This is a genomic window from Streptomyces sp. NPDC006174 (assembly GCF_040614075.1).
Classification (GTDB): Bacteria; Actinomycetota; Actinomycetes; order Streptomycetales; family Streptomycetaceae; genus Streptomyces.
The window spans coordinates 1-8,233 of the sequence record NZ_JBEXTJ010000026.1; the positions used below are offsets into that span (position 1 = coordinate 1).

General features: G+C 71.8%; 1 protein-coding gene. It reads left to right on the plus strand.

What is annotated here, in order from left to right; translation table 11 throughout:
• A partial coding sequence (locus tag ABZ267_RS33115; RefSeq protein ID WP_356899740.1) for an amino acid adenylation domain-containing protein occupies positions 1-8,233 on the plus strand: 8,233 nt, incomplete at both ends.

Genomic DNA, 8,233 nt, shown 5'->3' on the forward strand with positions numbered 1-8,233 from the left:
CGTGGTGTTGCACAAGGCCCCGGTCCAGCCGCTGTCCCTGGCCGGGGTACCGGTCCTCACCTGGGGCCGGGACATCACGGATCTGGATGCCCTGGGCGGGCAGGCACTGCCGGTACGGGTGTCGGGCGTGCCGAACGCCCGGTTGCTGGGGGAGGTTTCCGCGGCGCGTGCGGTGGCCGCGAATGAGCCGATCGAGGCTGTCCGCAGTCTGCTGGAGGCCGGGCCAGGGGCCGTAGCGGGGGTGGACCCCGAGGAGGTGTCCGTCTGGGCGCAGGCCAAGGGCTGGGACGCGGTGGTGACCGTCAGCCCGTCGGAACTCGCCGCCTTCGACGTGGTGTTCGTACCGGGCGGCTCCGGCGCGGTGACCGGTGTGGTGACCGGTACCGATCGTCCCGCCGAAGTCCGTTCGTTGTCCGCTCTGGCGAGTGATCCGGTGCGGACGCGGGTGGCGGGTGAGTTGATGTCGGTGTTGCGTCGTCGTCTGGGGGAGCGGCTTCCGTCGTACATGGTGCCGGCGGCGTTCGTGGCGTTGGAGGCGCTGCCGCTGACGGTGAGCGGGAAGGTGGACCGGTCCGCCCTGCCGGCTCCGGAGTACTCGGTGGGATCCTCGCGCGCGGCGCGTACTCCGCAGGAAGAGATCGTGTCGGGTCTGTTCGCGGAAGTGCTCGGACTGCCTGCCGTGGGCATGGAGGACAGCTTCTTCGACCTGGGCGGACACTCCCTGCTGGCGACCCGCCTCGTCAACCGGATACGTGCGGTGATGGGTGCGGATCTGGAGCTGCGGACGCTGTTCGACCAGCCGACCGCCTCGGGGCTCGTACGCCACCTGTCGGACGCCGGTTCGCGTCCGGTGCTGGCCCGGCGGGAGCGTCCCGAGCGCCTGGCGTTGTCATTCGCGCAGCGCCGGTTGTGGTTCCTCTACAAGTTCCAGGGCGCTTCGGCGATCTACAACATTCCGCTGATGCTGCGGCTCACCGGCGACCTCGACATCCCGGCGCTGGAGGCAGCGCTCAACGATGTGATCGCCCGGCATGAGCCGCTGCGGACGGTCTTCCCCGATCTCGACGGGGAACCGTATCAGCGCATTCTCACGCCCACCGAAGCCCACCTCACCCTCGCCACCGAAGACGCGGAGTCGGCCGGGCGGCGTGAGCGGCTCGTGCACGACCTGGCCCGGTACGGGTTCGAGCTGGACCGGGAGATCCCGCTGCGTGCGAGTCTCCTGACGGTCCGGCCGGACCAGAGCGTCCTGATGCTGGTGATGCACCACATCGCCAGTGACGGCTGGTCGATGACGCACCTGGCCGAGGACCTGGTGGCCGCCTACGCGGCCCGCCGCGCCGGGGAGCCGCCGACGTGGCCGGCGCTGCCGGTGCAGTACGCCGACTACAGCCTCTGGCAGCACGAACTGCTCGGCGAGGACACCGACCCGGACAGCCTGCTGCGGCACCAAGCCGCCTACTGGACCGACCACCTGCGCGGGCTGCCGGATGTCGTCTCCCTCCCCACCGACCGGCCACGGCCGACCGAGGCGTCCCACCGAAGCGAGATGCTGCCGTTCGAGATCGACGCCGCGACGCATGCGGCTCTGCGGGAGCTGGCCCGTTCGGCGGACGCGACGCTGTTCATGGTCCTGCACACGGGCCTGGCGGCCGTGCTGTCGAGGCTGGGCGCGGGGTCGGACATCGCCGTGGGCTCGCCCATCGCGGGCCGGACGGACGAGGGCCTGGAGAACCTGATCGGCTTCTTCGTCAACACCCTGATCCTGCGCACCGACACCTCGGGAAGCCCGGCCTTCGCCGATCTGCTGACGCAGGTGCGGGAGACGAGTCTGGCCGCCTACGCCCACCAGGACGTCCCCTTCGAGTACCTGGTGGAGAAGCTCAACCCGAAGCGCTCACCCGGACACCACCCTCTCGTCCAGATCATGCTCACCCTCCAGAACACCACCGAGGGCGACTTCGACCTGCCCGGACTGCGGGCACGGCTGGAGAACCCGGGGCGGGGCAGCTCCCAGTTCGACCTGCTGCTCAACATCGGCGAGACCTTCGACGAGAGCGGCGACCCGGCGGGGATCTCCGGCTTCCTCGCGTACGCCACCGACCTCTACGATCCCGCCACCGCCGAGGCGTTCGGGACGAGGTTCACCCGGCTGCTGACCGCTGCGGCGGCCGACCCGGACCGCGCGTTCGACACCCTCGACCTGCTCGTCCCGCAGGAGCGTCGCAGGCTGCTCGGATGGTCGGGCGTGCGTGACCTGCCGGCTGTCGCCGGCGCCGTCGCCGCATCCGCCGGTCCCGTGTCCGGTGTCACCCGCAGCCGTACGGTCCTCGAACCGCTCACCCTGCCCGGCCTGTTCGCGGACGCCGTACGACGCGCCCCGGCGTCGCCCGCCGTCGCGTGGGGCGACGAGGAGCTGACCTACGCCGAACTGGACGCCTGGTCCGACCGCGTCGCCTGGCAGCTGCGCGGCCAGGGACTCGGCCCGGGCGGCCGGGCGGCGCTGCTGATGCGACGCGGGCCCGGTCTGCTGGCGGCGCTGCTCGGCGTGATGAAGACCGGTGCGGCGTACGTGCCGGTGGACCCGGACTACCCGGCCGAGCGGCGGGCGTACATGCTCGGTGACGCGGCACCGTCGGTGGTGCTCGATGACGCGTGGGTACGCCAGGACTTCGCGGACTGCCCCGCCACCGGCCCCGGCATCGAGGTCGACCCGGCGTACGCCGCGTACCTGATCTACACCTCCGGTTCGACCGGCCGCCCCAAGGGCGTCGAAATCACGCACGCCGGGATCGCGGGCCTGGCGGCGGCCAAGCGAGCCGCCTTCGAACTGGGCCCCGGCGACCGGGTGTTGCAGTTCTCCCCGTCCAGCTTCGATGCCATGGTCTCGGAGATGGTGACCGCCTTCGGCGCCGCCGCGACGCTGGTGGTACCCGAGGAGACCGGGATCGCCGGGCGGGAACTGGCCGAACTGCTCCACCGCGAGCGGATCACCAACGCGACCCTCCCGCCGTCCGTCCTGGCCACCCTGGAGGACATGGACGGCTCGGACCAACTCACCGGCCTGGCCACACTCGCGGTCGCGGGCGAGGCGTGCCCGCCCGACGTGGCCGCGCGGTGGGCCCCAGGACGCCGGATGATCAACGCGTACGGCCCCACCGAGTCGACCGTGGGCGCCGCGATGAGCCCGCTGCTGACCGGCCGGGAGCACAGCGGCCCGGTCCCGATCGGCCGACCGCTGCCGGGGCTGGCCGCACTGGTCCTCGACGACCGGCTCGACCTCGTCCCCGTCGGCGTACCCGGTGAGCTGTACGTGTCCGGAGCGGGCCTCGCGCGCGGATACGTCGGGCGCCCGGGGCTGACGGCGGAGCGGTTCACCGCCGGCCCCTTCGGCTCGCCGGGCGAGCGGATGTACCGTACGGGCGACCTCGCCCGCTGGAACGCCGACGGGCAGCTCGAATACCTGGGCCGGGCCGACAACCAGGTGAAGATCCGTGGCTTCCGCGTCGAACCCGGCGAGATCGAGGCGGTACTGCGCCGCAGCCCCGAGGTGGCCCAGGCCGTGGTGACCGCCCACGACCACCAGGACGGCGTCAGCCGACTGGTCGCCTACCTGGTCCCCGAGGGGAAGAGCGAAATCCCGGTGGCCGCGGTGCGGGACGCGGCACGCGACCGGCTGCCCGACTACATGGTGCCCGGCGCCTTTGTCGTGCTCGACGCCGTACCGCGTACACCGAGCGGCAAGCTCGACCGGGCGGCGCTGCCCGCGCCGGAGTACGAGGTCTCCCCCCGGCGGGCCGCCCGCACCCCGCAGGAGCAGGTCCTCGCCGGCCTGTTCGCGGATGTGCTGGGTGTTCCGGTGGTGGGGGTGGATGACGACTTCTTCGATCTGGGGGGTCATTCGCTGTTGGCGACGCGGTTGGTGGGCCGGGTTCGTCGGGTGCTGGGTGTGGAGTTGCCGTTGCGGGCGTTGTTCGATGCTCCGACGGTGGCGGGTGTGGCGGGGCGTCTGTCGGTGGGGGGTTCGCGTCCGGTGTTGGAGCCGCGTGTGCGGCCGGGGTTGTTGCCGTTGTCGTTCGCGCAGCGGCGGTTGTGGTTCCTGTACAAGTTCGAGGGTGCGTCGGCGACGTACAACATGCCGTTGGTTCTGCGGTTGACCGGGAAGCTGGACGTCGGTGCGTTGGAGGCGGCGATCAATGACGTGGTGGCCCGGCACGAGCCGTTGCGTACGGTCTTCTCCGACATCGACGGACAGCCCCACCAACAGGTGCTGGATGCCGCCGACGCACGGGTCGGGCTGCCGGTCCAGCACATCCCCGAAAGCGCGCTCGACGCACGGGTGGAGGAGTCCGTCCGCCACCGCTTCGAACTGGACCGGGAGATCCCCGTCCGCCCCACCCTGCTCAGCACCGGCACGGATCATCACGTCCTGGTTCTGACGATCCATCACATAGCGGGCGACGGCTGGTCGCTCGGCCCGCTCGCCGACGACCTCAAGGACGCCTACGCGGCCCGCCGCGCCGGGGAGCCGCCGACGTGGCCGGCGCTGCCGGTGCAGTACGCCGACTACAGCCTCTGGCAGCACGAACTGCTCGGCGACGACACCGACCCGGACACCCTCTTCGGCCGGCAGGCGGCTTACTGGGAAGGCCACTTGGCCGGTCTGCCCGAGGCCGTCAGCCTCCCCACCGACCGGCCGCGCCCCGCCGTGGCCTCCCAGAACGGCGCCGAGGCCACGTTCACCATCGACGCCGCGACACATGCCGCACTGCGCGAGCTGGCCCGTTCGGCGGACGCGACCCTGTTCATGGTCCTCCACGCGGGCCTGGCCGCCCTGCTCTCCAGGCTGGGCGCGGGCGCGGACATCCCGGTGGGTTCGCCCATCGCCGGACGCACCGACGAAAACCTCGACAACCTGGTCGGCTTCTTCGTCAACACCCTGATCCTGCGCACCGACACTTCCGGCGACCCCGCCTTCACCGACCTGCTGGGACGGGTCAGGGAGACGAGTCTGGCCGCCTACACCCACCAGGACATCCCCTTCGAGTACCTGGTGTCGAAACTCAACCCGCAGCGCTCCACCGCCCACCACCCCCTCATCCAGGTGATGCTGGCCCTCCAGAGCAACACGGACCTGCGCTTCGAGCTGCCCGGCCTCCGCACCCAGCTCCTCAACCCCGCACCCGGCGGCTCACAGTTCGACCTCACGCTCAACCTGGTGGAGAACTTCGACGCGGACGGCAGGCCCGCAGGGCTCACCGGCATGATCGAGTACGCCACCGACCTCTACGACCCCGCCACCGTCGACGCCTTCACCGCCCGCTGGGCCCGCCTCCTGACCGCCGCCGGACAGGACCCGCACCTGCCCATCGGCGCTCTGGACATCCTCGGCGCCGACGAGCGGCACCACCTGGACACCTGGAGCGTGTCCCCGCGCACCGCGGTCGAGGCGACCCTCCCGGACCTCTTCGAGGCGCAGGTCCGCGCCACCCCGCAGGCGCCCGCACTGATCGACAGCGAGGGCACGGCCTCGTACGCCGAACTCGACGCACACGCCAACCGGATAGCCCACTGGCTCATCGGCCGGGGGATCGGTCCCGAGCGCGTCGTCGGGGTCGCCGTCGACCGCTCCCGGACCCAGCTCGCCGTGATCCTGGGCATCCTCAAGGCCGGAGCCGTTTACCTGCCGATCGACCCCGAACACCCCGTCGAGCGGATCGCGCACCTGATCGCCGACGCCCGTCCCGCGCTGGTGCTGGCCACCGGTCCGCTGGACGTCACGACGCCGCTCTTCACCGTGGACGACCCGGCCCTCACCGCCGCGTGGGACAGCCGCCCGGCCACCGCCCCGCAGAACCGCGACCGGACGGCACCCCTGTCCCCGCACAACACCGCGTACGTCATCTACACCTCGGGCTCCACCGGGACCCCGAAGGGCGTGAACGTCACGCACGCCGGCCTGGCGGGCCTGACCGCCACGGCCGAGCGCTTCGGCCTGGCCCAGGGCAGCCGCATCCTCCAGTCCACCTCCTCCAGCTTCGACGTGTCCGTGATGGAGCTGCTGACGGGCTTCACCGTGGGCGCCGCCCTCGTCCAGACCGGTTCCGCGCACCTGGTGGGCGACGAGCTAGCCGCCGCCCTGGCGACCCATCGGGCCACCCACCTCTTCGTGGCACCCTCCGTACTGGCCGCCCTTCCGGCCGGCACCGAGTCCGCCCTGCCCGGCCTCCGCTCCCTCGTGGTCGCGGGCGAGGCATGCCCGCCCGACCTGGCCGAGCGCTGGTCCGCCGGACGCCTGATGACCAACGCCTACGGCCCGACCGAGGCCACTGTCTACGCCACCACCAGCCGTCCCCTCACCGAGGCGGCCGCCCCCATCGGCGTGCCCGTCGTCGGCGCCCGGGTCCACGTACTGGACGACCTGCTGTCCCCGGTGCCGCCCGGCATCCCGGGTGAGCTGTATGTGACCGGCCCCGGGTTGGCGCGGGGGTATGGGGGGCGGCCGGGTCTGACGGCGGAGCGGTTCGTGGCGTGCCCGTTCGGGGTGGCCGGCGGCCGGATGTACCGGACCGGCGACGTCGTGCGGTGGAACCGCGACGGCCAGCTGGAATACCTGGGGCGCACGGATGACCAGGTCAAGGTCCGCGGATTCCGGGTGGAACCCGGAGAGGTGGAGGAGGTGCTGCGGCGGCTGCCCGCCGTGGCACAGGCGCTCGTGGCACCCTTCGTCCACGGAGGTGAGACGCGCCTGGCCGGGTACGTCGTTCCGGCGGCCGGTGCCGAGGTGACGCCCGCGTCGCTGCGTGCTGAACTGGCCGCGGTGCTGCCGGAGTACCTCGTGCCCTCCGCCGTGGTCGTCCTCGACGCGCTGCCGCTGACGCCGAACGGGAAGGTCGACCGGGCCGCGCTCCCCACGCCCGAATACGCCGCCGGCCACACCGCCACCGCGCCCCGGACACCGCAGGAGGAGATCCTGTGCGGCCTGTTCGGGGACATTCTGGGTGTGTCGTCGGTGGGGGTGGAGGACAGCTTCTTCGACCTCGGCGGACACTCGCTGCTGGCGACGCGGTTGGTGAGCCGGGTGCGGCGGGTGCTGGGGGTGGAGCTGCCGTTGCGGGTGCTGTTCGAGGCGCCGACGGTCGCCGAGCTGGTCCGTCGTCTGGACCGGGGTGAGGTGCGTCCGGCGCTGGTCGCGCGGGAGCGTCCGGAGCTGCTGCCGTTGTCGTTCGCGCAGCAGCGGCTGTGGTTCATGCACAAGCTCGAAGGCCCCTCCGCCACGTACAACATGCCCTTCGCCCTCCGGCTCACCGGCGACCTCGACATCCCGGCGCTGGAGGCGGCGGCCAACGACGTGATCGCGCGCCACGAGCCGCTGCGCACGGTCTTCCCCGAGAGCGCCGGCCGGCCCTATCAGCGCGTTCTGCCGGTGGAAGAGACCCACGCACCCCTCACCGTCGAGCCCGTCACAGAGGCCGAGGTGACCCTCCGCATCACCGAGACCATCCGGTACGGCTTCCACCTCGACCGGGACCTCCCCATCCGTGTCCACCTGCTCGACATCACCGAGAGCCCTGACGCCGTGCTGGTGCTCGTTCTGCATCACATCGCGGGGGACGGCTGGTCGGCGGGCCCGCTCGCGCGGGACCTGGTGGCGGCGTACGCGGCCCGCGCGGGCGGGCGGGCGCCGGAGTGGTCGGCGTTGTCGGTGCAGTACGCGGACTACACCATGTGGCAGCACGAGGTGCTGGGCGATGTGGATGACCCGTCGAGCCCGATGGGACGCCAGTTCGCCTACTGGGCCCAGCGATTGGCCGAGCTGCCCGAGGAAGTCACGGTGCCGGGGGACCGGCCGCGTCCGACGTCCGCCTCGTACGAAGGTGACGTCCTGCCCCTGGAGATCGGGGCGGATCTGCACGCGGGCCTGAGGGAGCTGGCACGCACGGCGGACGTCACGCTGTTCATGGTCCTGCACGCCGGGCTCGCGGGCCTGCTGACCCGGCTGGGCGCGGGGTCGGATGTCGTGGTGGGTTCGCCGGTGGCCGGCCGCACGGACGAGGAACTCGACGACCTCGTGGGCTTCTTCGTGAATACGTTGGTGGTACGGACGGATGTGTCGGGGGATCCGTCGTTCGAGGTGCTGTTGGGGCGGGTGCGTGAGGCGTGCTTGGAGGCGTATGCGCATCAGGATGTGCCGTTCGAGTTGGTGGTGGAGCGGCTGAATCCGGTGCGTTCT